This window comes from Donghicola tyrosinivorans (assembly GCF_003003355.1).
GTDB classification, from domain to species: domain Bacteria; phylum Pseudomonadota; class Alphaproteobacteria; order Rhodobacterales; family Rhodobacteraceae; genus Donghicola; species Donghicola tyrosinivorans.
Window position 1 is genome coordinate 127739 of record NZ_PVTQ01000003.1, and the last position, 23978, is coordinate 151716.

At 55.5% G+C, this 23978-nt stretch carries 29 protein-coding genes; 23 read left to right on the plus strand and 6 right to left on the minus strand.

The features are described 5' to 3' along the window. Positions 1 to 2 precede the first annotated feature (2 nt). Positions 3 to 1433 carry a flagellar hook-length control protein FliK gene (locus CLV74_RS05360; protein ID WP_106263205.1) on the minus strand — a complete coding sequence of 477 codons (1431 nt, stop codon included), beginning with the start codon at positions 1431 to 1433 and terminating at the stop codon, positions 3 to 5. Between CLV74_RS05360 and CLV74_RS05365 the strand changes: the two genes are divergently transcribed. From CLV74_RS05365 to CLV74_RS05390, 6 genes are all read left to right on the plus strand, one after another. Next, positions 1422 to 1802: a rod-binding protein gene (locus tag CLV74_RS05365; RefSeq protein WP_245888467.1), complete on the plus strand. Its 381-nt coding sequence runs from the start codon at positions 1422 to 1424 to the stop codon at positions 1800 to 1802. The genes CLV74_RS05360 and CLV74_RS05365 overlap by 12 nt on opposite strands. After that, complete coding sequence (locus CLV74_RS05370; RefSeq protein ID WP_106263207.1) at positions 1799 to 2107, plus strand: hypothetical protein; 309 nt, start codon at positions 1799 to 1801, stop codon at positions 2105 to 2107. The genes CLV74_RS05365 and CLV74_RS05370 overlap by 4 nt, the downstream gene beginning before the upstream one ends. Positions 2108 to 2289: 182 nt before the next feature. Beyond that, the gene (locus CLV74_RS05375) at positions 2290 to 3636 is read left to right on the plus strand and encodes a flagellin (protein ID WP_106263208.1); all 1347 of its coding nucleotides are present in this window, start codon (positions 2290 to 2292) and stop codon (positions 3634 to 3636) included. A gap of 76 nt (positions 3637 to 3712) precedes the next feature. Then, positions 3713 to 4081 carry a flagellar biosynthesis regulator FlaF gene (gene flaF, locus CLV74_RS05380; protein ID WP_170107990.1) on the plus strand — a complete coding sequence of 123 codons (369 nt, stop codon included), beginning with the start codon at positions 3713 to 3715 and terminating at the stop codon, positions 4079 to 4081. Continuing rightward, positions 4078 to 4482, plus strand: coding sequence for a flagellar biosynthesis repressor FlbT (flbT, locus tag CLV74_RS05385; protein ID WP_106263210.1), 405 nt, complete (start codon positions 4078 to 4080; stop codon positions 4480 to 4482). The genes flaF and flbT overlap by 4 nt, the downstream gene beginning before the upstream one ends. Then, positions 4479 to 5264, plus strand: coding sequence for a DUF1217 domain-containing protein (locus CLV74_RS05390; RefSeq protein WP_106263211.1), 786 nt, complete (start codon positions 4479 to 4481; stop codon positions 5262 to 5264). The genes flbT and CLV74_RS05390 overlap by 4 nt, the downstream gene beginning before the upstream one ends. A gap of 1 nt (position 5265) precedes the next feature. Here CLV74_RS05390 and CLV74_RS05395 read toward each other — a convergent pair whose 3' ends face one another. Then, a complete protein-coding gene (locus CLV74_RS05395; protein ID WP_106263212.1) occupies positions 5266 to 6582 on the minus strand; it encodes a FliI/YscN family ATPase in 1317 nt (438 codons plus the stop codon). Between the two features lie 87 nt (positions 6583 to 6669). Between CLV74_RS05395 and CLV74_RS05400 the strand changes: the two genes are divergently transcribed. The 16 genes from CLV74_RS05400 to CLV74_RS05475 all read left to right on the plus strand — a co-directional run bounded on the left by CLV74_RS05400 (position 6670) and on the right by CLV74_RS05475 (position 20249). After that, complete coding sequence (locus tag CLV74_RS05400; protein ID WP_106263213.1) at positions 6670 to 7032, plus strand: flagellar basal body protein; 363 nt, start codon at positions 6670 to 6672, stop codon at positions 7030 to 7032. 9 nt (positions 7033 to 7041) lie between these two features. Then, the gene (gene flgC / locus CLV74_RS05405; RefSeq protein WP_106263214.1) at positions 7042 to 7434 is read left to right on the plus strand and encodes a flagellar basal body rod protein FlgC; all 393 of its coding nucleotides are present in this window, start codon (positions 7042 to 7044) and stop codon (positions 7432 to 7434) included. Positions 7435 to 7451: 17 nt separating this feature from the next. Then, the gene (fliE, locus tag CLV74_RS05410) at positions 7452 to 7739 is read left to right on the plus strand and encodes a flagellar hook-basal body complex protein FliE (protein ID WP_106263215.1); all 288 of its coding nucleotides are present in this window, start codon (positions 7452 to 7454) and stop codon (positions 7737 to 7739) included. Next, positions 7739 to 8008, plus strand: coding sequence for a flagellar biosynthetic protein FliQ (locus CLV74_RS05415; RefSeq protein ID WP_106263216.1), 270 nt, complete (start codon positions 7739 to 7741; stop codon positions 8006 to 8008). The genes fliE and CLV74_RS05415 overlap by 1 nt, the downstream gene beginning before the upstream one ends. Next, entirely contained in the window at positions 8008 to 8721 is a 714-nt protein-coding gene (locus CLV74_RS05420; protein WP_106263217.1) for a flagellar hook-basal body complex protein, read from the plus strand. Before CLV74_RS05415 ends, CLV74_RS05420 begins: the two co-directional genes overlap by 1 nt. 10 nt (positions 8722 to 8731) lie before the next feature. Further along, on the plus strand, positions 8732 to 9517 hold the full coding sequence (flgG, locus tag CLV74_RS05425) for a flagellar basal-body rod protein FlgG (RefSeq protein WP_106263218.1): 786 nt from the start codon (positions 8732 to 8734) through the stop codon (positions 9515 to 9517). Then, the gene (gene flgA / locus CLV74_RS05430) at positions 9517 to 9933 is read left to right on the plus strand and encodes a flagellar basal body P-ring formation chaperone FlgA (protein ID WP_106263219.1); all 417 of its coding nucleotides are present in this window, start codon (positions 9517 to 9519) and stop codon (positions 9931 to 9933) included. The genes flgG and flgA overlap by 1 nt, the downstream gene beginning before the upstream one ends. Further along, the gene (gene flgH / locus CLV74_RS05435; RefSeq protein WP_106263220.1) at positions 9930 to 10661 is read left to right on the plus strand and encodes a flagellar basal body L-ring protein FlgH; all 732 of its coding nucleotides are present in this window, start codon (positions 9930 to 9932) and stop codon (positions 10659 to 10661) included. Before flgA ends, flgH begins: the two co-directional genes overlap by 4 nt. 8 nt (positions 10662 to 10669) lie before the next feature. Continuing rightward, the gene (locus CLV74_RS05440; RefSeq protein WP_106263221.1) at positions 10670 to 11158 is read left to right on the plus strand and encodes a flagellar basal body-associated FliL family protein; all 489 of its coding nucleotides are present in this window, start codon (positions 10670 to 10672) and stop codon (positions 11156 to 11158) included. A 1355-nt stretch (positions 11159 to 12513) separates the two neighbouring features. Beyond that, positions 12514 to 13584 (plus strand): hypothetical protein, encoded by a 1071-nt coding sequence (locus CLV74_RS05445; RefSeq protein WP_106263222.1) that lies wholly within the window; start codon positions 12514 to 12516, stop codon positions 13582 to 13584. A 56-nt stretch (positions 13585 to 13640) separates the two neighbouring features. After that, the gene (locus tag CLV74_RS05450; RefSeq protein WP_170107991.1) at positions 13641 to 14537 is read left to right on the plus strand and encodes a DM9 repeat-containing protein; all 897 of its coding nucleotides are present in this window, start codon (positions 13641 to 13643) and stop codon (positions 14535 to 14537) included. A gap of 123 nt (positions 14538 to 14660) precedes the next feature. Next, positions 14661 to 15476, plus strand: a complete 816-nt coding sequence (locus CLV74_RS05455; RefSeq protein ID WP_106263224.1) for a flagellar motor protein MotB — start codon at positions 14661 to 14663, stop codon at positions 15474 to 15476. A gap of 48 nt (positions 15477 to 15524) precedes the next feature. Beyond that, positions 15525 to 16826 carry a flagellar hook protein FlgE gene (locus tag CLV74_RS05460; RefSeq protein WP_106263225.1) on the plus strand — a complete coding sequence of 434 codons (1302 nt, stop codon included), beginning with the start codon at positions 15525 to 15527 and terminating at the stop codon, positions 16824 to 16826. 11 nt (positions 16827 to 16837) lie between these two features. Further along, positions 16838 to 18181: a flagellar hook-associated protein FlgK gene (gene flgK / locus CLV74_RS05465; protein WP_106263226.1), complete on the plus strand. Its 1344-nt coding sequence runs from the start codon at positions 16838 to 16840 to the stop codon at positions 18179 to 18181. Positions 18182 to 18381: 200 nt separating this feature from the next. After that, positions 18382 to 19152 (plus strand): hypothetical protein, encoded by a 771-nt coding sequence (locus CLV74_RS05470; protein WP_146134900.1) that lies wholly within the window; start codon positions 18382 to 18384, stop codon positions 19150 to 19152. Then, positions 19152 to 20249: a flagellar basal body P-ring protein FlgI gene (locus CLV74_RS05475; RefSeq protein WP_106263228.1), complete on the plus strand. Its 1098-nt coding sequence runs from the start codon at positions 19152 to 19154 to the stop codon at positions 20247 to 20249. The genes CLV74_RS05470 and CLV74_RS05475 overlap by 1 nt, the downstream gene beginning before the upstream one ends. A 5-nt stretch (positions 20250 to 20254) precedes the next feature. Here the strand turns inward: CLV74_RS05475 and fliP are convergent, their stop codons facing one another. The 4 genes from fliP to fliF are packed head-to-tail and all read right to left on the minus strand — an operon-like array spanning position 20255 to position 23384. Next, the gene (gene fliP, locus CLV74_RS05480; protein ID WP_106263229.1) at positions 20255 to 20974 is read right to left on the minus strand and encodes a flagellar type III secretion system pore protein FliP; all 720 of its coding nucleotides are present in this window, start codon (positions 20972 to 20974) and stop codon (positions 20255 to 20257) included. Continuing rightward, positions 20967 to 21242 (minus strand): FliM/FliN family flagellar motor switch protein, encoded by a 276-nt coding sequence (locus tag CLV74_RS05485; RefSeq protein ID WP_106263230.1) that lies wholly within the window; start codon positions 21240 to 21242, stop codon positions 20967 to 20969. The genes fliP and CLV74_RS05485 overlap by 8 nt, the downstream gene beginning before the upstream one ends. Further along, a complete protein-coding gene (locus CLV74_RS05490; RefSeq protein ID WP_106263231.1) occupies positions 21226 to 21816 on the minus strand; it encodes a FliH/SctL family protein in 591 nt (196 codons plus the stop codon). Before CLV74_RS05490 ends, CLV74_RS05485 begins: the two co-directional genes overlap by 17 nt. Then, positions 21813 to 23384 (minus strand): flagellar basal-body MS-ring/collar protein FliF, encoded by a 1572-nt coding sequence (fliF, locus tag CLV74_RS05495; RefSeq protein WP_106263232.1) that lies wholly within the window; start codon positions 23382 to 23384, stop codon positions 21813 to 21815. The genes CLV74_RS05490 and fliF overlap by 4 nt, the downstream gene beginning before the upstream one ends. 110 nt (positions 23385 to 23494) lie before the next feature. Between fliF and CLV74_RS05500 the strand changes: the two genes are divergently transcribed. Continuing rightward, a complete protein-coding gene (locus tag CLV74_RS05500; RefSeq protein ID WP_106263233.1) occupies positions 23495 to 23977 on the plus strand; it encodes a flagellar basal body-associated FliL family protein in 483 nt (160 codons plus the stop codon). The last annotated feature ends 1 nt before the right edge of the window (position 23978 follow it).

The window sequence follows — 23978 nt, forward strand, 5'->3', positions numbered from 1 at the left end:
TTTTATACCCTGATATCCGTCCGCGACCCGGAAGAGAGGTTTCTTCTGGATGGCGCGGCGTCTTGCTGGTTTTCATCTACACTGGCCGCGTTCTCATGCAGGCGAGCATACGGCTGGTCCTGCCCGCGACCTTGATTTTGACCCTGACCTGACATTTCGAACTTCAGACGCACATCACCTTGGGTGTCCGATTTCAAATCAGCCACGAACTGTTCTGCGTGGCGTCGCATCAGATCCAGCGTCTCTCGTTTGTCGACCTCGACGACGACTGTCGTCATGCCGTCCTCTTTCTGGAAGGTCATCTTTAACCGTCCAAGATCAGCGGGCTCTAACTCCAACTCCACAACACCTTCAGGGTGCTGAACGACCCGAGCCCCCAAGTGATCTGCGACCTCACTTATGAACAACTTTTGCTCGGCTGGAGCCTCTGGAACACGCATCAGGACCGGATCAGAGACCCGCACTTCGGTGCGAATCAAAGTGGATGACAGAGCAGAAGGCGCCTCAGTCATGAGCGCCTCGGTCATGGAGGTTCGGATGACTTGTTCCGCTGGCTCGGGGCTAAGTGCCTCTTGTTCAAACGCTCCTGACCAATCGCTAAAATTTTCAGTGGCTTTGGACACATTTATGGTTCCGAAACCCGGCCCCTCAGGCGGTGCGCCCGTCACTTGATGCGTATTAACCGCCCGCTCTGCTGTGCGAGGGTTCGTCCCCTCGGGAGGAGACGGTTTCTTCTCCAACCCCGCTTCGGGAATGAACTTTCCTAGACCCACTGCAGGACCATCAGCCACCGAATTCGCAGCTTCAGTCTCTAAATTGGATTGCGCGCTAAGCACATCTGAAGTTCGCACAGACAAAGGGGCAGCCTGTTGCTCCGCCACCGTGGGATAACCTGTCGGATCTGGTTGAGCCAAAGACTGAGCGGCTTTTAGCGGCACAAAGGGATGTTGCACCGCGTCAGAACCTGACGTGTTAACACCGTCGAGAGGCACTTCGGCCAATGCCTCTTGGTGCCCCTCTTCCAACTCAAGCGTTTCCACAAGATCAGACACCGCAGCGAGATCATGCCCCACTTGGCCCGTACTATTCTGTAGAATCAAATCCTGAGATTCATGTGGGGCAGGTGGGGTTTGCGCGTCTGGCAACTCCTCTTGCGACGGCACAGCCTCAACCAGCCCCGTAGGCTTTTCAAGCATCCCTGCCTCAAGAAGGATTTCTTCAAACTCCGCCTCTTCCGAATCGAGCGAAACTTCGATTTCGCTCCCCGCTACGACTGGAGAGTTTTGATCGGAAACCTCTCCATCCACCTCAGGGACATCACCCGTAGTGACCTGAAAAAACGCAGAAAATCGCGTATCTGTACGCGTTTCGCTACCGCCATTTTCCGGCAGCGCGCGTGTCTGGAACAAAGCTGTCAACAAATGAAGGTTCATGAAGCACCTGAAATTGAACCTCACCAGAAATACCTGCGCAAAATTACTGATTGTTTACCGCGAACAGAGAAACTGGCGTCATCAGAACAGGAGTTTCTCATGATCCCCAGCACATTGCCGCCGACCGCAATCACACCCTCGGACAGAATCAAGACAGCCGCAAAGGAGCTTGAAGTCACCTTTGCGACACAAATGCTGAAAGCCGCGGGCTTCGATAAACCTCAGGAAACGTTCGGCGGAGGCGCGGGCGAGGCCCAGTTTTCATCCTTCCTTCTGGAAACACGGGCGCGGGCGCTGGTCGATGCTGGAGGATTCGGCCTTGCGCGACAGCTAGAAACGGCCCTGCAAAAAATGGAGAATCTGAAATGAGTGCCGCCAAACATCTGCGCCACCTGAACGGCTTGCTGTTGCGCGGGGAAATCCCGTCTTCGCAACTCGCGACAACTCTTGAACGGCTGACGAACACGCCGCTTTCGGCCCGTGAAAAGCCCGCCGTTCAAATCGAGGCGCAACGCGCCATGTCCCTGCTGCGAGCCGCGCAAGACGGACTGAAACAAGCCAGGGACACCGTAAAAGCCTTGTCGAATCCGGAAACTCGCGCGGGTCACTATGGACCGAGGGGTAAGCGTCTTTCGATGGAGGCATCGCGTCCCAGCCTCAGCCGAAAGGCGTGACTTGTTTCAAATCTGAATGAAAAGGCGTTTGGTCTTCACGACTTATTAGACCTTCCGTCACAAAACTAACCTCACATCCGCTGAGATGAGCCAGCCCAATGCTGGCGATGTCAGAATGACATGTCCTGGCCCAAAGCCACCACGATACCCGGCAGATCATGCCGAAGCTTAAGGAAAGAACGATGTCCAGTATCCTGACCAACACCAGCGCAACCGTAGCCCTGCAGACCCTGAAATCCATCAACAGCGACCTGTCCAGCGTGCAAAGCGAGATCGCGACCGGCAAATCGGTTGCCTCCGCAAAAGATAACGCTTCGGTCTTCGCTATTTCGAAAGTGATGGAAGCAGACGTGGCAGGCTTTGAAGCCGTCTCGGAATCGCTATCGCTTGGCCAATCGACCGTCGCTGTCGCCTCTTCGGCTGCAGAGGAAATCGGTGAACTGCTGAATGAAGTGAAAACCAAGATTGTCTCGGCTAACGAAGACAACGTTGACCGCAACAAGCTGAATACCGAAGTCCAATCGCTGGTCGAGCAGATCACCGGCATCGTCGACTCGGCCCAGTTCAACGGCCTGAACCTGCTGGACGGCAGCAAAGACGGAACCGGCGGCTTTAGCGTTCTGGCATCGCTGAACCGTGGTGCCGACGGTTCGGTCAAGACGGGCAACATCAGCTTTGACCCGACCCTGACCAACCTCTCGACCAAAAGCGGCACTGACCTTAGCCCAGCGGCCACCACAACCACCGGCGGCGCAGCCTTCGCGACGGCTGACCAAGGCCTGACGGCGGCAGCGATCTCGGGCATCACAGGGGCGAACGGCTTTGGCCTGGACCAAAGCAGCGCCGGCGCGGGTTCTGAGTTTGTGCTCGGCGGCTTCAACATGTTGGATGCCTCCGGTGCGCCCGCTGCTGGTGCTGCGGCACTCAGCCAGCAAGACGTCGACCTGACAGCTGGTACTGCAAGCAATGGTCTGGTGGCCGGTGACAAGGTATCGATCACCTTGGGCAACACAGAGGCAACCTACACAATCGGCGCGGGCGATCGGACCGAAGATATCGCAGCCGGTCTGCGCAGCAGCCTGATCGATGCGGGTCTGGACCAATCGTCTTTCACCCTTGATACCAACAGCACTACCGGCGCGATCACCCTGCAGAACAACACAGAAGAAACCGTAAACGGCTTCTTCCAGATCACCCGCGCCAGCGGTGGCCTTGCCGGTCTGGATAACATGGACGTTTCGACTGCATCAGGTGCTGCTTCGGCTTTGGGGCAGATTGAAAACTATATTCAGACTGCTGTCGATGCACAGGCCCAGCTTGGTACCACAGAAAAGCGCCTCGAAATCCAGAGCGACTTCACCTCTAAGATGGTCGATAGCTTCAACACCGGCATTGGCTCGCTGGTCGATGCCGATATGGAAGAGGCCTCTGCCCGCCTCAAAGCGCTGCAAACCCAGCAGCAACTTGGCGTTCAGGCCCTGTCGATTGCCAACTCGGCACCCTCGTCGCTGATGTCGCTGTTCCGCTAAGTTAAAAATCATGCCGGGGACTAATCCCCGGCATGACCTACTATTCTGACGCGCCCGAATTCAGGAGCCGGCCCCATTGTTCCCACAAAAAAAATCCCCTTACGGTAATAGAAATCACGGTGTACAAACGCCAAAAACGACCGAATATCAGATATTTGCAAAAGTAACCCAACGCCTGCGTTTTGCCGCAGACAACCCTGATCAAGACCGTGCAACTACAGCTTCGGCTCTGCACGACAACCGACGACTTTGGACCATTTTGGCGACAGACCTTGCCAGCGACGGGAACAAGATGGGCGAAAGCTTGAAAGCAGGACTGTTGTCTCTTGCTGCATTCAGCCTTGGCCAAAGCAGCAAGGCCCTCAAGGATCACGAACGGATTGCTTCACTCATTGAGGTGAATACATCTGTCATGAAAGGCCTACGCGGAGAGGGTGTCAAATGAGCGGTCTGGTCCTAAAACTCCAACCCAAAGAGCGTGTGTTGATAAACGGTGCAATCCTTGAAAACGGTGAGCGCCGAGCAAAACTTTGTATCACCTCGCCCGGAGCCCATGTGTTGCGCCTTCGTGATGCTATTCACCCCGATGAGGCTCAGACCCCTGTCCGCAGAGTCTGCTATATTGCGCAACTGCTTCTGACCGGCGACGCAGATGAAACACAGGGGCGCAATCAACTGCTGCGCGGGATTGAGAGCCTTAGCCAAGTGCTCACCGATCACGACAGTCGGCATCATTTGAATGCCGCCACAGATGCCGCCATTCAAAGAAAATTCTATAACTGCATGAAATCTTTGAGAGAGCTTTTGCCACGTGAGGATAGGCTGCTGGCCTACACAGGTGAATGACTTTCTCTGCAATCGTTCCGCTTGACGGATTGGCGGGCTACAAGTTCCTGCAGAAAACCATGTCGCAACAAAAAGCGTTGGCAGCATCGGACCCGACCAATCAACGATTGGCCGACGCCTTTCGAACTCGGATCGGTTCAATCACGACCGCCGCGCAGCTGGTTCAGGATCGAGAGCTACTCGAAGTCGCACTGGGCGCATTTGGTCTTTCGGATGATATCGACAACAAATACTTCGTCAGAACCATATTGGAAGAAGGAACAACCAGCTCGACAGCCCTTGCGCGAAAGCTGTCGGATCAGCGGTATACAGATTTTTCGGCCGCCTTCGGATTTGGCGACCGAACTACTCCACGAACACAACTTAGCGTCTTCGCCGATGAAATTTTAGCGCGCTTTGAAAACGTCTCGGTCGAAGTGGCTGTCGGAGAAGAAGATGAAACACTCCGGCTTGCATTAAACGCTGAACGCACAATGCCAGATGTCGTGGATTCCGACAAAAAATCAAAAACAAAGTGGCTAAATATCATCGGCAACGATCCCTTACGCGTGACCTTTACGACTGCGCTCGGATTGCCCGACAGCATTGCCCAACTCGACCTTGATCGACAAGTCGAGATCTTCGAAGATAAGCTACAGCAGCAGATGGGCATTTCGATTGACGACCTCGCGGCCGATGAACACCGTGAAACTCTAATTGAGCGCTACCTGCTCCGCGCTTCCATCGAGCAGACGGATTCTTATAGTTCAGGCAGTCTGGCATTGGCCCTTCTTTCCGGTTGACCTATCGGGAAGACAAAATCTGACGCAAGCGAAGGAAAGCGTCATCAGGGCCAGCACATGATGGTGCAGCTAGGAATTGATCCAACTGAGGCCACAAAGAAATCGCGCGATCAAGCGCTGGGTCAGCACCCTTCTGATGTAGTCCTGCGCGGATCATCGGTTCGGCTTTTCGATATAAACCCAAGTATTTGCGCATTTCGGCAAGTAAGGCGTTCTCTGCCTCGTTTGCGGCCTCAGGCAAGCTACGCGAGACTGACCGCAAAAGATCAATTGCCGGATAGCGACCGCGCTCTGCAATGGCACGATCCAGAACGATATGACCATCCAATGTCCCGCGCACCAGATCGGCAATTGGCTCTTCCATGTCAGAGCCAGCAACCAGCACAGTGAAGAGGGCCGTAATATCGGCTTGCCCTTCCGCGCCCGGTCCGGCGCGTTCTGCCAATCCCATCAGGGCTTGCGTCATCGAGGCCGGAAAGCCCCGCAGTGCGGGCGCTTCGCCAGCGGCGATTGCGACTTCACGATAAGCTTCAGCAAAGCGGGTAACAGAATCTGCCAAGACAAAAACCTGCTGGCCCGCATCCCGAAACATTTCTGCGACCGTCATCGCTGCTGGCAGACAATCAGCCCGCAGCAGAGGAGATTGATCCGAGGTCGCCGCGATAACCACGCTTTTCGACATTGCCTCAGGGCCCAAGGTATCACGCACGAAAGCCCCCAGCTCTCGGCCCCTTTCTCCGATCAATGCGATAACCCGCACGTCTGCTTGCACACCTTGGGCAAGCATCCCCAGCAACGTGGATTTCCCGACACCGGACCCTGCAAAAACACCCATTCTTTGCCCGCGTACCAATGGCAAAGCAGTGTCAAAGATAGATAGCCCTGTCGCCAATCTGTCCCCAAAGCCGCGCCGGGTCGCGGCCGGAGGAGGCGAGCGGAAAAGACGTTGCGGCGTACAGCCGGACGCCAAAGGCATACCATCCAGCGGCCGCCCCCAAGGATCAATGACACGCCCCAGCCAGCTTGGATCAGGTGCGATCATTCTTGGCCCGATGTGCTGGACATATTGCCCGACCCGACAACCTGCCACCGACCGTTCGGGCAAAGCCGTTAGGCCATCGGGATCCAGTGCGATGACCTGAGCCTCAAATCGGCCATTTTCCCCCTCAAGACACAGGCAATCACCCAGCTTTGCCAGATGTGAAAGCCCTTCGATTCGCAACATCGAGCCAGTCAGGGATTGCACCCGCCCAGCGCTTTTGACCGTACGAACGTTCGCAATACTCTGATTTAAATAAGATATTGGTGAAGACGCCATCAAAATTCCTCCGACAGGTTTACGCAAACCCTTTCTAAAGGAATCAGGGTTAAGCCTTGATTGAAGCCAATCGAGGGAGAAGCCCCGATGTTCGAAAATATCGGAATTTTCAAACTAGCCGGACGCGCGATGCAGCATGCTTCGCAACGGCAAACGGTCACAGCGGCCAATATCGCGAACAGCGATACACCCGGATTCACCGCACACTCGGTAGCGCGTTTTTCGGACCACATGGAACAAGGTAGTTTTGCGATAAAGGCGACGCGCGACAGCCACCTCCCTTTTGCGTCTTCTCAGCCGGTGTCCGCCAAAATCGTCGATACCGGCCAGGCCGTTGATCTGGAAACTCAGATGCTCGACGCGGCTCAGATAGCTCAGGATCATCGCCGCGCCCTTTCCATCTACAAGTCAACGCTGGGTTTGATGAAGACCAGCCTTGGCAAAATGTAAGGAGGCACCATGACCGATCTTAGCCAAGCCCTTAGCCTGTCCAGCAGTGGCCTGCGCCTTCAAAGCGCGCGCCTTGTGCATGTGTCCGAAAACATCGCGCATGCAGATACCCCCGGCTATCAGCGTAAATTGCTGACCGTTGCCCAAGGCCGCTTCTCGCTGGGTGATGCGAAAGGGCCAGAAGCGGGCCCCATCGCGCTTGATCAAAGTCAGCCCACCGAAATCTACGATCCAGGGCATCCGCTGGCCGATGAAACCGGCCACTACACCGGCACAAACGTCGATCTGGTGATCGAACTAGCCGACGCCCGCGCGGCACAGCGCAGCTATGACGCCAACCTCAAAATGTTCCAGCAAGCGCGTGAAATGAGTTCCAGCTTGTTGGAGCTTCTCCAGAAATAAAACTTCCGAGGTCCAGAATGGAAATCAACACGCTTTTCGCAGGGCATAAATATGCCATCAACAAACCCGCAACCCGTCCCGATCCGACAAGCAATGCAGGCTCGACCGCCTTTAAAGCTGTCGAGAATTTCGCGGATACGCTGAAACAGACCGAGACCCTTGCCGCCCAGTCCATGACCAAAGGGGCAGACCCGCAGGCACTGGTGCAAGCATTGGCCCAAACAGAATTGGCGGTCGAGACCGTCGTTTCCATGCGGGACAAGGTTGTACAGGCCTATCAGGAGATCCTGAGGATGCCGATGTGATGGATCAGGCAGTGCTGTTCGACAGCCTTCGCACTGCGATCTGGGTCGCGGTGCAGATGTCCACGCCGATCCTCGGGGTCGCCTTGATCGTGGGTCTGGTGATCGGCCTGCTGCAGGCACTGACCTCGATCCAAGAGATGACACTGACCTTTGTGCCTAAGATGCTGGCTATTCTGGCAACCTTTTGGGTCAGCATGGACTTCATGACGGGCGCGTTGATCAGCCTGCTTCACGACACGCTTTTACCAACAATTGCACGAGGTTTCTGATGGGACTGTCCAATCTACCCCCCTTGTCGCGTCAGCAAGGGTTGCTACAGGAAATGAACGTTATCGCGCAGAATATCTCGAATGCGCAAACGAACGGCTATCGCCAGCAAGGCGTCCTGTTCTCCGAGGTCCTGTCGACCGAGCAATCCCCGGATGGTATCGCGATGACCCGCGCGCATGGGCGCCTTGTTTCTACTGTGCAAGGTCCCCTGCAGCAAACTGGCGGCACATTCGATCTGGCGATTGAGGGGGATAGCTATTTCCAAGTGGAAACTCCGAATGGCACCCGCCTGACACGCGCGGGGCATTTTTCACCGGACAGCACCGGAACTTTGCGCACATCGAACGGACACGCGCTTCTGGATTTGGGCGGTGCGCCGATCCAGATCCCGACCGATGCCGGAGAGATTGGCGTGGGGGCCGACGGAACGCTATCCATCGACGGCAATCCCCTCACGCGGATCGGTCTGGGCAGGCCCGCAAATCCCGGAAATCTGGTCCGCGAGGCTGGCGCCCTGTTTGATGCCCCTGACGGCATTATCCCAAATCAAGAAGGCCGTGTGCGGCAGGGGTTTGTCGAAGGCTCTAACGTCGATCCCATCGGGCAGATGGCCCGCATGGTCGAGGTCCAGCGTGCGTATGAAATGGGTCAAAGTTTTCTGCAAACCGAAGATGAGCGCCAACGCCGCGCCATTGATACCCTGACTTCTTAAGGAGACTGCCATGCGTGCCCTTACCATCGCCGCCACCGGCATGAGCGCCCAGCAAATGCGGGTCGAAGTGATCTCTAACAACCTCGCGAACATGAGCACGACCGGCTACGATGCGCGACGGGCGGAATTCTCGGACCTGCATTACCAGCAAGTCACCAACCCGGGCACAATCTCTGCCGACAATGGCAGCATGGTGCCAACTGGCATCCAGCTGGGGCTCGGAGTGCGTCCCTCTTCCGTTTCGGTCCATCTCGCGCAAGGCTCGCTCTCTGCGACCGGCGGCGATTTGGATATAGCCATTGAAGGAAACGGCTATTTTGAGGTCGAACTGCCGTCAAGCCAATCGGCCTATACCCGCGACGGAGCCTTCAAGCGCTCGGCAGATGGGCTTTTGGTAACCTCCGACGGCTTCCCGCTGACCCCTGAAATCGTGGTCCCCGAAGATGCACGGAGCGTTTCGATCAACGCGGATGGCGAGGTCTATGCCTATTTCGCCGACAGCGTCGAAGCACAGCAAATCGGGCGAATTTCACTAGTCGGTTTCTCTAATCCGCGCGGCCTTGAAGCCCTTGGCTCCAACCTGTTCCGCCAGACCGAGGCCTCTGGCGCAGGCACGGTCTCCGACCCGGGCGAGGATGGGGTGGGAACGTTGCGCCAAGGCTATCTTGAGGACAGCTCTGTTGATCCGGTACGCGAGATTACCGAACTGATTCAGGCCCAGCGTGGCTATGAATTGAACTCCAAGGTGATTTCGGCCGCCGACCAGATGTTGGCAGCCACAACTCAGGTGCGCTGATGCGTTGGTTGTTTTTATGCCTGCTTGCAGCGCCGCTGCATGCTGAAGGCTTGGTCGCCGCACGCACTCTGCCAGCCAAGACCCGCATCACGGCTGAGGACATCCTGAATAGCGAAGCCACCCTACCGGGAGCGATCACGCAACGCGTCTCAGTTGAGGGCAAGGAGGTGGTCAGCACCATCTACAGCGGCCAACCCATCTACCCAGCGATGCTACAAGATCCGGCCTTGGTCGAGCGCAACCAACTGGTCCGCCTTGTCTATACCGCAGGCGGCCTCGCGATGCAGACCGACGGCCGTGCCTTGGATCGCGGGCCGGAAGGCGCATTGATCCGCGCGATGAACCTGTCTTCGCGGACAATCGTAATGGGCGAAGTACTGAAAAACGGCACAATTTCCGTGGGGGGACCCTCTTGAAACAGTTTGCAATTCTATTTGCCGTACTTCTCATCGCCGGATGCGCGCGGCTAGACCATGTCGGTCGCCCCCCGACAATGACAGATGTGGATGAAAACAATACCGAACACTCTGCCATGCTTAGTCCGGGATTACCGCTTGTCGCTGAACCAAGTAGCGGGCCGACAGGGCAAGCCTCGCTCTGGACCAGCAGTCAGCGTTCCTTGCTGGGTGACAGACGTGCGGAAAAGCGCGGCGATATTCTAACCGTCGTCGTCGAAATTGACGACAAAGCCGAAATCTCGAATTCCACCGAGCGGGCCAGAAAGAACTCGGAAGAATTGAAAGCGCCTGCCCTGTTCGGCTTTCCACAAAGGATCCAGAACGAACTGCCAGAAGGTGCCAGTCTTGCCGATGCGGTAGACGTCACTTCTAAAAGCGCGAGTGAAGGCGATGGCTCGGTGCGTCGCAAAGAGAAACTGACCCTTCGAATTGCGGCGACTGTAACGAACGTTATGCCAAACGGCGTGCTGATCATCGAAGGTCGCCAAGAAGTGCGCGTAAATTTCGAACTACGAGAGCTGTTGGTTGAGGGCTTGGTTCGCCCCGAAGATATCTCGCGTGGGAACGAAATCACGTATGACAAAATTGCTTCGGCCCGAATTTCCTATGGCGGACGCGGACAGATTACAGATGTTCAGCAACCGCGGATTGGCCAGCAACTGACTGACGTCCTCCTGCCGTTTTAGGATCAGATATGAAGTTTATCTTTCCACTAATCTTAACCGCCATTGGAACTGGTGCCGGCGTCGGGGCCGGTCTTTACCTACCTCCTTCGACATTCATCGATGAGGCAGATGCAGGCGGCAGCGAATGTCCAACTCCGGAAGTTTTGCCTGACTGGGAACCCGATCCGGACGCGGAGACAGAATATGTTAAACTTAGTAATCAGCTTGTAGTGCCTGTTGTGAGTGACAGAGGCGATAACGCTCTGGTCATCTTGAGCATAAGCTTCGAGGTTGATGAGCTGGGAAAGGAACTTGTGTTCCAAAAAGAGCCACGCCTGCGCGATCACTTGCTGCAGGTTCTGTTCAGCCACGCAAACCAGGGCGGCTTTTCAGGGCGCTATACCAATTCCGAGAAAATGACCCAACTCAGACGCCGCCTGTCCGATACGTCACGCAAGATCCTTGGTGCTTCGCTTCACGACGTTCTCATAACCGATCTAGTTCGCCAGGCTGGTTAATGAACTGGCCCCATGTCTCGGACAGATATGCGGCGCTATAAAGCTTGCCTATTGATCGAACCGCTTCCTGAAGATCAGGACCTTGTTAGGCTTTGGTCGATGCTCTGCCCTTGCGCGCAGAATACGAGCGCTAGCTACTAGAGTGGATCTTCCGCATGTCAAAGTCAGACCATGTCGCAGCCCCGGTTCCTAGAGCAAGAAGGTGGACGGACTCATCATGCAAAGTCGCAATGGCCGATAAATCAATATGCTTCAGGCACTATGGAGACGTCCAACGCCGCATCAAGCAGGATTTGCGTGAAACGCGGACCGGTGAGCTGGTTGCCCTGGCCTGAGCTGAAAACCTAAGGCTTTCCGCGCAACCTCAGGGCAGCGCACAATGCTAAAATGCGGAATTTTGCGGCCACCGTATTCGATAGCCGCTATGACAGAAACCTGTTTGCACCCCAATCCATGATAGCGAAAAGGTAAAGGAAGCCACGTCGTATGGGGATGTAATTGATATCCGCGCACCAGACATGTTTCAGGCGTTCAATCATCAAATCCCAGAGAAGATAACGTCAGAGAGGGACTCTGGCTCCGGCACCTTCGCTTTCCGCCTCTGGCATACGGCGGGCAGGCCCATTCGCGTTGTCAACCGACGCATTTGCAAAAATTGCGCAGTTACGGATAGTCGCGAACGCAATACCACTGCATTGGCAATCACGATTTATTATCTTTCAAGCTTCTTAATATCTTCGTTACAATCTGCGCATCAATCTTGGAATTGTGTCGCCTGAAACTCAGTAGCTCTAATCGGTACCGTCAGGGTTGCGGCTCGGGCTTGAAAAGGCTCTTTTTAAGCCAAGGGATGAAAGTTACACCAGAGGTGAATTGCTTCCTTTTCTGGGTCGTGATATAGGCCCCAGTTGGAATATGATTGCGTGCTTTGATGCACGCGGTTTTTCTCACGATCTCCACAAATTATGTGAGTCGAGCCGCGGATCACAACAACGCAAACCCGAACGTGAAGCCATCCGATTCAGAATAATCTGCTAATAAAACATGCAAGTACCGCGTAGCATTTCTGGAACCTGCCTTCCGGAAGGGAGAGAGCATCACGCTTACAAATTAGGCAAAGTCAGCACTGTTTTCTCTAAGATTTAAGGAGCATATTCTGATTTTGCAGAGGTATTCACTTAAATTATGCTTCTTCAAAAGAAATCATTCGCCCTGCAAAGAACCCGCTGCTAGGTATCGGGCTATCAAGTGATTCTTACAGGTTTCTTTTCTCTCAATTTTATAAAATCTCATTCAGCTGCAATCATGGTTCGCAATACATTTTGCGCCATTCGCGGCTTTTGAAAGGTTGCGAAATGATATCTTTATTCAAGAAAAGCCTCTATACCGCGCTAAGTCTGGCCATGATCAGCTTGGGTGCGTCGCAGGCTGAGGCTCAGGGAAACCGCACGGATGCGGGGCTGTGCCAGCAATACGCGGGCTTTCTGCGCCCGATGGTGAACAAGGCGATCCAGATGAACTCCAGATGTCTGGACTGGGATCGCGGCGTCCATGATGTTTATCAGATGCACTATGATTGGTGCATGAATAACAACCGCGACACGGTGATTGGCGCGGCAAGCCATGTCCGTGATCTGGTTGTGCAGTGTACGGGAAACTGGTTCCCTGAATCGCCGCTGAATGTTGCCGCGCCTGCGCCCGCTCAGATCCACCGTCCTGCCGCCGCGAAATGGCGCTTTGAGAGCCATGTGACCGGGTCATGTACTGCTGAGCTGCGCGATCCCTCCAAGCAAGATTACTTCGGCAACCTGATCCGCCTTGAGGCAAGCCGTGGTGGCCCGATCTATCTGATCTCGGACTTCACTGGCGCTGACGTGTATTCGGACGTACGTGTTGGCGGAAAAACCTTCCGTCAGAATTGGGAGCACGAGTCCGATGTGGTCAAAACGCCCGTCGGTATGGATCTGCTAAGCGCCATGAAGCGCGGGAACGAAATTGACCTGAACTTCTACACCCATGATCTGCGCTACTCGCTTTCGGGCTCGTCCGCGGCGATTGACCAGATGCTGCAGTGTGCGGGCATGGGGGCGCCGAAGCCTGCGCCCAAACCAGCAGCAGCCCGTGGCCCCAAGGTGATCTATGGCAGCTGCAAGCTGATCGTGGATGGCGTGCAATACGTGAATATCGCGCAGGGTTGCCCGATCTGGATGGACACCGATGGGACCTTCTGGATCAACACCGACCGCGCAAACTTCATGGGTGACTACATCGCCGAGCTGCGCCCCAGCGGCAATGGCTGGGGTGATGGGCACTGGAACGGGCAGGCGGGCTCGACCCATGCTCAAGCCCCGCTAGGTGAAGACTTCCGGATGGGCAATGGCGGATGCTGGTCCAACCGCCGCGCCACAATCTGCGCCGCGCGCTAATGGGTTGAGCCGTCCCTGCGAGGGGGCGGCTTTTTCATTTCAGAAAGAAGTACATGATGAAACGTCATTCCTTGCCGCTGGCCAGCGCATTCCTTTGCCTGTTTGCAGGTAACGCTCATGCGCAAGAGCTATATGCCCAATCGGGCATGTGGGCCGTTTACCGACTAAGCCCCAAGACCTGCTACGCAGACCTGACCGACTATACAAAGCCCCAAGGTTACGGGCAGAACCTATGGATCATGTTCGATGATGGTTTCTGGCGGCTGGGGACAGATTTCCCTGTGCCGAATTCGTCGATGACGGTCTACGTCGATAGCTCTGCCGGTTTTCCCGTGGAATATGAATCGGCTTACGGCATGAATTTGGCCCTGATCATGGGTGATCTCGAGCCCGTGCTGAAGAACGGCAACATGCTGAACCTGAACGTTCAGAATGAAGGGCCCGAGTACATTCTAGAGGGCTCGGCCTGGGCGATGGACATGGCGTATGAATGCGCGGTGGGCCCTGATCACATGCAGCAAGCCATGGGCAACTACGTGGAGTGGACCATGATGCGCGGCGGCGCGGTTGATGGCGGCCCGATGGCTGCAGGATGGGATGGAAATGGCGATTTGTTCGCCTGTCTGGCGGATCATCACGATGGCCGTCACCCCGGCAAGATCAGCCATAGCTCGGGCGGGTGTCTGACCGGCTATGGCAATGAGGAATGGACCACGAGCGAGTATTTTGTGGCCATGAATCCGCAACTCTGGGTTCCGGCCTCGAACGGGAATGTGCCGCCGAACGCGACGCGGGTGGGTTGGGAAGCGAACGGTGAGCCGCTGTATTCCTGCCGTACGCAGTTCTTCAATGACATGCAGGTAGGCAAGGTGCGCCCCGGTCTGGACGGGTGCCACTTTGGCATGAATGGTGCTGAATTGACGATCCCGAACTATGAAGTGCTGGTCGAATAACATCCGGCCAAGGCTTTTGTGGTGACAGGGCAGGCCGCGCAGCAAACTACAGCGCATTTGAATCCTTAAGCTTTCCATAACCTCTGACCGGATATTCCGGATGAGGTGGGAAAGGTGGTGGACATGGCTGCTGATAAAGGCGCGCCAGTCATCATCAAAAGGAAAAAGGTTGTGGCGGCCGAAGGCCACCACGGTGGGGCGTGGAAGGTCGCGTATGCGGACTTTGTCACGGCGATGATGGCGTTTTTCCTGTTGATGTGGCTGTTGAATGCGACAACGGAACAACAACGAAAAGGCTTGGCGGATTACTTTTCGCCAAGCATTCCTGTGGCTCGGATTTCGGGCGGCGGGCAGGGGAACTTTGGCGGTGAAAGCGTGGTTTCCGAGGATGTCCTGATTATTGAAGGGACTGGGGCGACCTCGCTTCACCCGACCGAAGCGCGAGGCGCGCGCGGTGCGGTTGAGGCGGCGGCAGCGCAGATTGAGGCAGCTTTGAGCGATCCCGATTGGATCGATCTACGCCGACATCTGGATTTTCGTGTCACAGATGAAGGCTTGGTCATAGAGATGTACGCGCGACCTGATGAACCGCTTTTCAAGCACCTCAGCGCAGAGCCTGAGCCGATGATTCTTGTCTTGGCAGAGCATGTTGCTGATCTTTTGAAAGATCACGAAAACGCATTGGCCATCGCGGGGCATTTGGCGTCAACGCCAGTGGTCATGCGGAATAACCCGACGTGGGATTTATCCACGGAGCGGGCAAATAAATTCCGAGAGATGCTGGAAAAGCAAGGTCTTGCGCCTGATCGGGTCCAGCGAGTCACGGGGCATGCAGATCGCGATCTGCGACGGACAGATCTACCGATGGATCCTCGAAATGAACGGATTGTGGTGACACTTTTGGTGGAAGCACCCCCGATCCCGTTAGGCTGGCGTTAAGCCTGAGGGTCTAACGATGGGGCATCGATCACTTTGAAAGGTGCCCCCATGACGATTTCTTCTTCGCTTAACGCCGGTGTGGCCGGACTGGCCGCGAACGCCGGTCGCTTGGCGGCGATTTCGGACAACATCGCGAACGCCTCGACCTACGGCTACAAAAAGGTTGAGGCGGATTTTCACTCTATGGTGCTTGGCAGCAGCGGCGGCAAGTATTCGGCTGGCGGCGTGCGGGTCACGACAGAGCGAGTGATTGATACCTCTGGCTCTCTGGTGACCACCTCAAATTCAACCGATCTTGCCGTGCGGGGCAGGGGCTTTTTGCCCGTCACCTCAACCACTGACGTGGCGAACGGCAATTCGCAGATGATGCTGACGACCACCGGTTCGTTCCACACGGATTCGGACGGTTTTCTGACCACGGCGTCCGATCTGGTTTTGATGGGCTGGCCTGCGCTGCCTGACGGCACGTTTCCCCTGTATTCACGTGACACCGCCGAAGGGCTGGAGCCTGTGCGCATCAACGTAAACCAGCTCTCGGGTGAGCCTACGACCAAGATCGGTTTGGGCGTGAACCTGCCCGCTAGCGCGACCGCCGCCGAGAGTGATGGCACCCAACAGGAACTGTCGATCGAATATTTCGACAACCTTGGGACGTCCCAGAACCTGCAGATTTCGTTCACGCCCACCGTAGCGGCTGCGGGCGCGACAGGGACGAATGAATGGACGATGCAGATCCACGACGGTGCAACGGGTGGCACCTTGGTGGGCGAATACACCCTGACTTTTGACGCCTCGCGCGCGGCAGGCGGTACGCTCGCTTCGGTCAGTTCAAGCTTTGGCGGGGCGTATGATCCCGCGACGGGCAGCATTTCAGTGATGGTTGAAGGAGGCCCGATGCAGATCGATATCGGTGAGATCGGTGGCGCCTCAGGGATGACCCAGCTGTCCGACGATTTCGCCCCCCTGTCGATCACAAAGGACGGCTATGAAATCGGGAACGTCACCTCGGTTGAGGTAGACGACTCTGGCATCGTTCACGCGATCTTTGACACAGGCATCACCCGTGAAATCTTCAAGGTTCCGCTGGTTGACCTGCCGAACCCGAACGGCCTGATCTCGCTGGATAGCCAGACCTACATGCCCTCGCCGGAAAGCGGCAGTTTCTTCCTTTGGGATGCGGGCGACGGCCCGACCGGCGATATCATCAGCTATTCGCTTGAGGAATCCAACGTGGACGTCGCTGGTGAACTGACCAATCTGATCCAGACCCAGCGTGCTTATTCCTCGAACGCCAAGATCATCCAAACCGTGGATGAGATGCTGCAGGAAACCACCAACATCAAGCGATAAGGAGATAGGCCATGTCGCTTGGTAGCGCGATGAACAATGCCCTTTCGGGGCTGACGGCGTCGGCCCGCGGGGCCGAGGTGATTTCTTCGAATTTGGCGAATGCGACGAATGCCTCTTACGCGCCCCAAGCGGTTGATCTCGGGACGAACGCGGTTGGTGGCGGGGTCAAAATTCTATCGGTGTCCCGACAAGTTGATCTTGGCTTGCAGGGGGCGATCAATCTGGGCTTGGCCAGCCAATCGGCTGCCGCAGTTCAGGTAGAGGCCGCCACGACCGTTGCAAAGGCCTACGGCACGCCAGGAGAGACGGGCAGTCTTTCGTCCTATCTAGAGCAGTTGGATTCCACGCTTATCGCGGCGTCCGCTGCGCCAGAGTCAGATGTGCGCCTCCAATCGGTTCTGGATGCGGCAAGCGATCTGGCGAAGGCGATTAATGCAGGTTCGGACAGTATCCAGCAGGCCCGCCTTTCCGCTGACGAAGCCATCGCCGAGGATGTTGCGCGCGCGAATGATCTACTTGGCCAGATTGCCGATCTGAACTCTCAGATCGTCAGCGTATCATCCCATGGACAGTCTCCGAACGCTTTGCTGGATGCCCGTGATCAGGCGGTCTCAAGCCTGTCAGAGTTGATACCGGTTCGATCAACCACGCGCGACAATAACACCGTTGCCCTTTATTCGACCGGCGGCAGGATTCTGTTGGACGGGAATCCGGCGGAGATCGGCTTTTCATCGTCGCAAGTGATGGTCTCCGAAATGTCCTTTGAAAACGGTGCGCTTTCTGGACTTACGATTAACGGCAAGGCTGTGGAGAGCGCTGAGAACGGTCTTGGTGGGGGCCGCCTTGGAGCGAATCTCGCCCTGCGAGATTCCGTTTTACCCCAAGCGCAAGAGCAGCTTGGCCGGATATCAGAGGCCCTCCAAACGTCTTTGGCACTGGATGCAGGTAGCGTTATTCAGGCGGATAGCACCGGTAAAATGGCCGTAAATCCGGCATTCGACCCCTCGCAGGGTGGCGAACTTTGGCGTTTACGCGAAGGGATGACAGCACTCTCCGCGCAAAGCGCGGGTGCCGCAGGCTATCTGGGAACAATGTCAGAGAGTCTGCAAAGCGGAACGCTTTCATCGCTAATCACAGATGGCGCATCGAATGCTGCCCGTGCACAGCTTCGGGCGGAAGATCAGCTGGTTATTCAATCCACAAAACTCACCGCGCTAAATGCGCAGCGCAGTGGAGTGAACAGCGACGATGAGTTGCAAACACTGCTGCTGACCGAACAAATGTACGCCGCGAATGCTCAGGTTATGACGGCGATTGAGGAAATGCTGGATATGTTGATGGGGGTTCTGCGATGACGTCGATTGCACTTGGTGATTTGGCTCGAAACATGATGCTTCGGGCAAGCAACCAGCGCCTTATGTCCGAAATGCAAACCCTGTCGGAGACCGTTGCCCAAGGGCGTGTCTCGGATCTTGCTGAGCATCTGAAAGGCGACTTTCGTCCGCTTGCTGCGATAGAGGGGCGCATGGCCACATTGTCTGCCTTTGAGCAGGTGATGGCCGAGGCCTCTGCGTTTCTTGGCGCTCAACAGTCGGCCGTCACGCAGCTTGGTGAAAACGCGACTGCCCTGTCTGAAACCCTGCTCTTTTCCGATGCGAGTAGTGGCTCAAATACTGAGGCAGTTTTGGCGCAAGAGGCGCGCAACGTTTTCACGCAGACTGTAGGCGCATTGAACGGCTCGGCCGGAGGGCGCAGCCTGTTTTCTGGGGCGAATGTAAGAGCATCTCCTTTGCCGCCGGCTGATGAAATGCTTGAGCAACTGACCCTTGAATTTGGCGCTATCGCAGATCTTCATCAGCGGGCGGCAGCTATCAAGGATTGGTTTACTGCGGACGGCGCAGGGTACGCACAAGCATATAGCGGCAATGATGACCAACTTGTGGGGTATGCGCTGTCCTCGGGTGACCGTATCACCGCATCTGTTACGGCAATGGATCCAGATTTCAGAGAGTTTCTGGCGCAAACCGCAACTGCGGCTTTGGTTCCCGAGGTTGAAGTTCTTGAAAGCATCGGAGCCGATCTGGCAGCGTCCGCTCAGGCATTCGCCGAGAAATCCGGTCTTATTGGCCTGTCCGAAAGCAGGCTAGAGGCCATGAGCGTCAGAGACGCGGCTGAGCGTTCTTCTCTAGAAATTCAGCTGACGGACATGACGGTTCCCGACCTCTACGAAGTGGCCGTCCGACTTGAGGAGAACCAGCAAGCGCTTGAGCGGATGTATCTGGTGACCTCAAAGCTTTCTTCCATGTCGCTGGCGGATTATTTGTGATGTTTAAGCAGCTTGTTTTTATAGCCACCGTGTTTTTCGCCATGCCTGCCGTGGCGGAGACAGTTCGCGTCAAAGATCTTGTCGAATTTGACGGAGTGCGCGGAAACGAATTGGTAGGCTATGGGTTGGTTGTCGGCTTGCATGGTACTGGTGATGGCTTCCGGAATGCACCTTACACCGAAGAAATGCTCACGACGATGCTCGAGAGATTGGGGGTTAATGTTACTGGCGAACAGTTGCGGCCGCAAAACGTGGCGGGTGTGTTCGTGACGGCGACGCTTCCACCATTTGCCCGCTCCGGAGCGCAGATCGACGTCACAGTCTCTGCAATTGGCGATGCCGAAAGCTTGTTGGGCGGGACGTTAATCATGACGCCCCTCAATGCGGCGGACGGGGATATCTATGCAGTGGCGCAAGGTACAGTAATTGCGGCTGGCGCATCAGTGGAAGGCACCGCAGCTTCGGTTACCGAAGGGGTCCCGACCTCTGGTACGATCCCGGCGGGTGCCCGCGTCGAACGAGAAGTTGATTTTGAGTTCTCCTCGCTTGAGCGCTTGCGTATGGCGCTGCGGAATCCGGATTTCACGACAGCCATGAGACTTGAGAAAGCCGTTAACCAGTTCTTTGGTCGCCGGGTTGCGCTGATGCATGATGGCGGAACGATCGAACTGGATATTGCTGCGACCGGCGCCGTATCGCCCGCACACGCGATTGGCTTGCTCGAGAATATATTGGTTGAACCAGAGCAAAAAGCGCGTGTTGTCGTAGATCAGAGATCGGGAACTATCGTTATGGGGGACGCTGTTAGAATCTCGAATGTCGCGGTTGCACAGGGAGGACTGACATTACGTGTTCAAGAAGCGCCACAGGTCTCTCAACCCAACCCGTTCAGCCCTGGTGACACTGTGGCGGTCCCTAGAACAACTGTCGGCCTTGAGCAACAAGAGGGATCACTGGCCGAGCTTCACTCGGGGACGACCCTGACCGAAGTGGTGGAAGGGCTGAACGCCCTTGGTGTTTCCCCGCGTGATATGATCGATATCCTTAAAAGCATCAAAGCGGCCGGCGCTCTGCATGCCGAGATGATTGTAAGGTAGTGTGTTTACGTTCCGTAGCTTTCGATCAAGCGAAGTGTGATTAGCGACCAACCGTCGCTGAGCACGAAAAAGCCAAGTTTAAATGGCAGGGATACAACCGCTGGGGGCACCATCATCATCCCCATCGACATCAGCACAGCTGAAACCACCAGATCGATGACCAGAAACGGCAGGTAGATCAGAAACCCTACCTGAAAAGCGTGCGAGATTTCCGAGATGACGAATGCAGGAATAATGGTTGTCAGGGTCGTATTTTCGCTTTGCTCGCCAATCGTCCTAGCCTGTTCCATCGCGTAGAGCGTATCCGGGTCAGTTCGTTTCTGCATAAAGGAAACAAATGGTTCACTTGCTCTGATGAAACCTTCTTCGAATGAAAGTGTTCCGGCGCGTACAGGTTGAATGCCATCGTTCCACGCCTGTAGAAAAATTGGCTCCATCACAAAAAATGTCATGAAAAGCGCAAGACCGATCAAAAGCATGTTCGGTGGGGACTGCTGAAGCCCGATGCCTTGGCGCATTATCGCGAATACGGTCACGAAGAATGGAAAGCAGGTGACCATAATCAGGATTGCGGGGGCAGCTGCCAGGAACGTTCCTGTCGCAATGATGGCAAGAACAGTGTCGCTCGCTTTTTCCGAGAGCGACAGGTTGGACGCTGCGAAGTCTTGTGCTGACAAACTTTGAGGCAGCAAGATAAAGAGGGGCAGAAAAGCTTTCCTAGACATCGGAATCTGGATGTTTGACTTCGGTCAGTTTTACGGAAAGTTGCCGGCGGCCATTACCATCACTTTCTTGCAGGATGCCGCGTGCGACGACGCGCTCGCCAATCATAATGTCGACGGGATCATCGATCTGACTATCGAGGTAAATAACGGTGTCGGCGTCCATGTCCATGAGCTCACCCAAGCTGCATCGGGCACGACCGACCGAGATCCACAGATCTACCGGAAGATCAGAAAATCGATGAGAGAATTGCTTATCCTTGGGTTCCATCGGATACCTTTGCCGTCTTGTTCTCAAAAAAATCCGCAAGAAGTGTTTCGATTTCTGAGACCGTTTCAGAGGGGTTCAAGATTTGAGTGTTTTTGCCAAAGCTAAGGCAGACTTGCTCTGGGGTGAGGTCTTCGTCGTCTTGCAGCGGGATGGAATCCAAGTCCTCACTCAGAAGCTTTTCCAAACGTTCCCGAGCTGACGGGTGGAGGCGTAAAACAACGTCGCTTTTGGTCGCGCGTGACGTCGCATCCAGGATTCTCTCAACAATGATCGCACCCAGATTTTGGTGAGCAACCTTCCCCATGATTTTTCCGAGCATGGGCAGGAGAGCAGTCTCAAGATCGTTGAAAATCTGTCGCTCAATCTCGGCACGGCTAAGTGAGAGGTCTTGTAGGTTTTCTGCCAACCCACTGGTGATGCGCCTGTTTTCGCCATCCTGTGCCTTCAAGGCATCCGCCCAACCTGCGTTATAACCATCTTCGAAGGAACTTAACTGGACTTCACTCACTTGGTCGTCGGCTTCAATGACAGGCGCAGGAGCAGCAAAGTCTTCGAGAACGTGCATTATCGTCATGTTTGCTGCTCTCTTTCATCTTCCAGCCAATTGCGCAGAATGATCATGGTCTCATCCCGTTTGTCTTCAATGGCTTGTCGCATTCTGGAAATCGGGTCTTGTGCCTCTGCCGCGGTGTCGAAAGCGATCGCTGGAAAGCTGTCGGGAAGGATGGGCTCGCCCATATCGATTTCCCCATCCAGCGGGGTCAATTCCGATGCGTCTTCGGCGGACCGTTCCGGGGCTGGAAGTGCACTTTGCGTAGGCCGTAGTAATAGCGGTCGAACAACAAATAGCCCAAGGATGAGAGCTACAGCGGCGGTTGCTCCGTATTTCAGCAAAGACTCGCTGGAAGGGATCGTGAAGTCGTAGGGCGAGGGGGGACTGACCTCTGCCATCGACTGCGCTGTTTGGAAGACCATGGACTGGACAGTAATCTCATCGCCTCGTTCAGCGTCGAAGCCTACGGTGTCTTCAACAAGTGCTTGAAGAGCGGCAATTTCAGCGGCCTCTCTCGGGACCATATTGCCATTTTCATCAGCAACACCGTTCACCAAAACCGCGATGGTTTGCCTGCGAATGCCGCCGGGCGTTCGCAGCACTTCGCGGCGGGTCTCGGAGATCTCATAATTAATCCGCTCAAGTGTTTCATTCGAGGTCTCTGCACGATCACCCGCCCGGCTTTCCGATTTCTCAGGCAAGTCGCTGGCAACCGTCATGCCTGAGGGGGATGAATTCGTGGACGCTACATTCTCTTGGGTTTCCGCACTGATCGCGACCCGACTGTCAGGATCGATCACGCGCTCCACGATCGATTCCCTCTCATTTATCCGGTCGATGCTGATTTCCACCATCGCGTTTCCGGGGCCAACGCGCGCCTCAAGCAACCGCTCGACCTTCTGCGAGAGCACTTCCGATTGGGCCTGATCCGTGAAATCGGCCGCTTCGTCACGCTCACCTGAAAGCAGACGGCCAGAATCATCTACGATCGTCACTTTTTCCGGAACCAGACCTGAGACCGCTGAAGAGACCATAAATTGGAGGGCCTTGGTCTGAGATTGGCTGAGGGTCCCCGGCCCGGCCAAGCTTAGCGTTACCGATGCAGACATATCCTCTCTGCGCCCGAATGGCCCGCTTTGATCTGCGGCAATATGGACGCGCGCGTGACGGATCGAGGAGTTTGTCTGGATCGTTCTGGCCAATTCTCCTTCCTGCGCCCGCAGATAGGTCGCATTGAACATCTGGGTCGTCGTCCCGAAGCCGCTTAGTCCGTCCAGTAGCTCATATCCGGCGGTTCCGGATGCGGGCATGCCTTCATAAGCAAGCTGCATCCGCAATGCATCGCGGCTTTCCGTATCTACGAAGATGTTGCCGCCTTCTACTTTGTGCGGCGTATTTCGCGCCTCGAGTGCAGCGATCACCTCGCCTGCGGCGGTTGGATCAAGACCACCAAACAAGAGTGTGTATTTTGTTTGGTTGGCGAAAACCGCCAAGGTAAGAATCGCCACGAACATTCCGACGGTCGCCGCGGCAGCAGTGATTTGCTGCTTTTTCGTCAAGGCAGACAGCATCTTTAACAGGTCATTCATTACACACTCCGGTAGGGGACTTTCTGTCTCTGCCCTCCGTTTTGCACCAAACGCCTTAACAATCGGTTAGCCTCTCTTTGCCAGAATGGTCTTCAGTCAAGGAGGCCAGGATGAGCCAGGTAGAATCGGAAACTCAGGAAAAAAAGGGACGAATCGTCGGGCCGCTGATCGGAATCGCGCTTTCGATTCTCGGGGGCGTCGGCGGCTATGCCGTCGTTGGAATGGATGCATTGGGAATCTTTAGCCAGAATACGTCCATGCACACGCCCGCGGAAATCACGGGACTTGAGCTTGAATACGCCTATGTCCCGCTGCCCATGATGATTGTTCCGATGGGCAGTGTCTTGGATGGGCGGCAACTACGCTTTCAGGGTCAAGTTGAAGCGAAACCAGAAAATGCGGGCAAGGTTGAGGCGATGATCCCGCGTCTGGTCGACGTTTTTCAGGACTATTTGCGCGCACTGAGTGTTGAAGACCTCGATCGCTCAGCGGCGCTTATGCACATCCGATCCCAGCTTCTGTTTCGCGCCCGTTTGGTGGTCGGCGAAGAAGAAGTTTCGGATTTTCTCATCATGGAATTCGTATTGAATTGAA

Bases quoted from the DNA above. Each gene is read 5' to 3' on its own strand.
- CLV74_RS05485 (WP_106263230.1), bottom strand. From the start codon at position 21,242: ATGGAACCCAAGGATAAGCAATTCTCTCATCGATTTTCTGATCTTCCG.
- fliE (WP_106263215.1), top strand. From the start codon at position 7,452: ATGGAAATCAACACGCTTTTCGCAGGGCATAAATATGCCATCAACAAA.
- flgK (WP_106263226.1), top strand. From the start codon at position 16,838: ATGTCGCTTGGTAGCGCGATGAACAATGCCCTTTCGGGGCTGACGGCG.
- CLV74_RS05500 (WP_106263233.1), top strand. From the start codon at position 23,495: ATGAGCCAGGTAGAATCGGAAACTCAGGAAAAAAAGGGACGAATCGTC.
- CLV74_RS05440 (WP_106263221.1), top strand. From the start codon at position 10,670: ATGAAGTTTATCTTTCCACTAATCTTAACCGCCATTGGAACTGGTGCC.
- flbT (WP_106263210.1), top strand. From the start codon at position 4,078: ATGAGCGGTCTGGTCCTAAAACTCCAACCCAAAGAGCGTGTGTTGATA.
- CLV74_RS05455 (WP_106263224.1), top strand. From the start codon at position 14,661: ATGGCTGCTGATAAAGGCGCGCCAGTCATCATCAAAAGGAAAAAGGTT.
- CLV74_RS05360 (WP_106263205.1), bottom strand. From the start codon at position 1,433: ATGAACCTTCATTTGTTGACAGCTTTGTTCCAGACACGCGCGCTGCCG.
- CLV74_RS05460 (WP_106263225.1), top strand. From the start codon at position 15,525: ATGACGATTTCTTCTTCGCTTAACGCCGGTGTGGCCGGACTGGCCGCG.
- flgA (WP_106263219.1), top strand. From the start codon at position 9,517: ATGCGTTGGTTGTTTTTATGCCTGCTTGCAGCGCCGCTGCATGCTGAA.
- CLV74_RS05395 (WP_106263212.1), bottom strand. From the start codon at position 6,582: ATGGCGTCTTCACCAATATCTTATTTAAATCAGAGTATTGCGAACGTT.
- CLV74_RS05370 (WP_106263207.1), top strand. From the start codon at position 1,799: ATGAGTGCCGCCAAACATCTGCGCCACCTGAACGGCTTGCTGTTGCGC.
- CLV74_RS05400 (WP_106263213.1), top strand. From the start codon at position 6,670: ATGTTCGAAAATATCGGAATTTTCAAACTAGCCGGACGCGCGATGCAG.
- CLV74_RS05415 (WP_106263216.1), top strand. From the start codon at position 7,739: ATGGATCAGGCAGTGCTGTTCGACAGCCTTCGCACTGCGATCTGGGTC.
- CLV74_RS05445 (WP_106263222.1), top strand. From the start codon at position 12,514: ATGATATCTTTATTCAAGAAAAGCCTCTATACCGCGCTAAGTCTGGCC.
- fliP (WP_106263229.1), bottom strand. From the start codon at position 20,974: ATGTCTAGGAAAGCTTTTCTGCCCCTCTTTATCTTGCTGCCTCAAAGT.
- fliF (WP_106263232.1), bottom strand. From the start codon at position 23,384: ATGAATGACCTGTTAAAGATGCTGTCTGCCTTGACGAAAAAGCAGCAA.
- CLV74_RS05375 (WP_106263208.1), top strand. From the start codon at position 2,290: ATGTCCAGTATCCTGACCAACACCAGCGCAACCGTAGCCCTGCAGACC.
- CLV74_RS05475 (WP_106263228.1), top strand. From the start codon at position 19,152: ATGTTTAAGCAGCTTGTTTTTATAGCCACCGTGTTTTTCGCCATGCCT.
- CLV74_RS05470 (WP_146134900.1), top strand. From the start codon at position 18,382: ATGGCCGAGGCCTCTGCGTTTCTTGGCGCTCAACAGTCGGCCGTCACG.
- CLV74_RS05390 (WP_106263211.1), top strand. From the start codon at position 4,479: ATGACTTTCTCTGCAATCGTTCCGCTTGACGGATTGGCGGGCTACAAG.
- CLV74_RS05365 (WP_245888467.1), top strand. From the start codon at position 1,422: ATGAAGGTTCATGAAGCACCTGAAATTGAACCTCACCAGAAATACCTG.
- CLV74_RS05450 (WP_170107991.1), top strand. From the start codon at position 13,641: ATGAAACGTCATTCCTTGCCGCTGGCCAGCGCATTCCTTTGCCTGTTT.
- flgG (WP_106263218.1), top strand. From the start codon at position 8,732: ATGCGTGCCCTTACCATCGCCGCCACCGGCATGAGCGCCCAGCAAATG.
- CLV74_RS05490 (WP_106263231.1), bottom strand. From the start codon at position 21,816: ATGACGATAATGCACGTTCTCGAAGACTTTGCTGCTCCTGCGCCTGTC.
- CLV74_RS05420 (WP_106263217.1), top strand. From the start codon at position 8,008: ATGGGACTGTCCAATCTACCCCCCTTGTCGCGTCAGCAAGGGTTGCTA.
- flgC (WP_106263214.1), top strand. From the start codon at position 7,042: ATGACCGATCTTAGCCAAGCCCTTAGCCTGTCCAGCAGTGGCCTGCGC.